This is a genomic window from Okeania sp. SIO2B9, assembly GCF_010672505.1.
In the GTDB taxonomy this organism is placed as follows: Bacteria; Cyanobacteriota; Cyanobacteriia; order Cyanobacteriales; family Microcoleaceae; genus Okeania; species Okeania hirsuta.
The window spans coordinates 1-2290 of sequence record NZ_JAAHGK010001223.1; the positions used below are offsets into that span (position 1 = coordinate 1).

General features: G+C 33.9%; 1 protein-coding gene. It reads right to left on the reverse strand.

Features of this window, described 5'->3' with window-relative positions; translation table 11 throughout:
- Positions 1–29 precede the first annotated feature (29 nt).
- A complete protein-coding gene (locus F6K13_RS29155; RefSeq protein ID WP_287289286.1) occupies positions 30–1658 on the reverse strand; it encodes a biotin/lipoyl-binding protein in 1629 nt (542 codons plus the stop codon).
- Positions 1659–2290: the final 632 nt, after the last annotated feature.

A 2290-nucleotide genomic window follows, 5' to 3' on the forward strand; every position in this document is an offset into this window, starting at 1 on the left:
GAAGATGCGTCTTATGAGGCACAACAAACTCAACCGTTACTGACAGTATTGGATGATGATGAAGGTTTAATATCCCCAGGTTTCAAGACATCATTAATTACATATTGACAAATAGGGTCAGTTTTTAGATCTAGAGAAGACTCTTCTTTACTAACAGGTTTTAAATCAAAAATTACTCCAGAAACTGGTGCTTTTAAAACTTGATTATCGCGAGTTTCTTCTAACTTTTCAATCTGAGCACTAACTTCAGTTAGTCTCTTATTGTTGTCTAGTTGTAAGCGAGTAAATTGAGAATCTATTCGAGCAATTTCCCTTCCTTCATTTTCAGCAATTCTGGCATAAAGTTCCCTTGCCCAACCATCTCTAGTATTTTTTAACTGTTCTTTAGTTCTATTAATAGCCACATTTAAACGCTGTTGTTCTAACCTAGCGCGTTGTATTTCTGCTTGACGAGCTTTGACTTCTCCCTCTCTAGCATTAATATCTGATAGGCGAGAATTTATTTCTCCTTCACGAGTATTTATTTCTCCTTCCAATATATTAATATCAGACCTGCGAGAATTTATTTCCCCTTCTCTAGCATTAATGTCTGATAGGCGAGAATTTACTTCTCCCAATCTAGTATTTATTTCTCCTGCTCTTGCTTGAATTTGGTCTTGTTGCCTTAAAAGCTCACTTTCTCCTCGGAAAACTTCTTGTTCCTGACGTTTTTTTTGTAGTTCAGCGATCGCTCCTTCTTCTACTAAAGGAGATATTTGTCCTAAAATTTCTTGGTTAGATCCTAATACTTGTTCTGACTTACTTAACTGTCCTTTAGCCAGGTTTAATTGCTCTTGAGAATATTGTAGTTGTTCCTGAGTATTTTTCAGTTGTTCGTTAGCAAACTTCAGTTGTTTCTCTGTATTATTTAATTGTTCGTAAGCATAAGTTAGCTGTTGCTTACTATTATTTAATTGTTGTTTGGCAAACTGTAATTGTTGTTTGGCATATTGCAATTGGTCTTGAGCTACTCTTAATTGTTCTCTAGCTGCTTCTTCATCTTCTTCTGCTTGTTGAAGTTGTTTTTCTAGCTCTGTAATTTGCAATTCTACAGCAGCTACACGAGAATTATATTCAGCTTTGTAGTTTACATATAATCCTTGCAAACTAGAGTCAACATTAACAAAACCACCTCTATTTAGATAAAGCTCATTAATCAGAGCGCGGTATGTTTGATTTTCTGATATTCTAGTTTGTCGCTCTTGAGCTAATTTTTGTAAATCTGGAGGTAAAGCTGTAGGAACTTGACCATTGAGTACCTCTTTATAAAACTGATTTTCTCTTTTTAGGGTGTCTCTTAATTCTTTAGCAGAACCTAAATCTGCACTAGGAGCAGTAGGACTAAAAGTTAGTAATGGTTGATTTTTTTCCACGCGATCGCCATTTTCTACATGAAGTCTAACTACATTGCCACTGGTAGGAGCTTGGACATCTATGGAACCATCTTTAAGTTCTAATTGTCCTGTAGCTGGTACTGCTTGGTCTATCTCCGCAAAGTAAGCCCAAATTATTGCTGAACTGGTAATTAACATAATCATCCATAGAAATAGCCTAGATAATATGGCTGGTTTTTCTAGAATGACTGGTTGTTCGTTTAATGATGTAGATTGAGTATTCATTTTGTTCTTAATTTTTTAGTAGGGAGTAGGCAGTAGGCAGTAGGCAGTAGGAAAGAATCAGGGAAAATGGAAGTTATAGAGAAGGTGGTCATTAATTAGGGAGTAGGGAGTAGGGAGTAGGGAGTCAGAATAAATGGCTTCAATATCATTTTTTAGGTCGTATAGCAGAAGGCAGAAAGAAAAATCTAGCCTTGTCTGAATTTTAAGCTTTTGATATGTCCGTGCCATTTGCTTCGACTGATATATTAACTATTCTTACTAATTATTTATCATTTTTTCCAGATTTTTTTTCCTCCTATTTACTTTTGATAATTGAGAATAATTGCTCAATTTTCTTTAATTTTTGATTTAAAAATTGTTGTCAAATTTCCTTCCTCCTTCATTCTCCTGCCATAATTATTGTTTAATTTAATTCTTACTTCCGATTATTTCCAGATTTTTATTCCTCCTTTCTTAACTTTGAGTAATTTGGGTAATTAAGCAATTATTTTCAAGTTTTCTTCCTTAAATAATTCTTGTTACCAAAATAACTTCTGAATTCTGACTCCTAACTTTTGACTTCACTTTTAACTTTTTTCTTTTTAACTCCTAACTTTTGATTTCACTTTTGACTTTTAACTTTTTACTTTTAA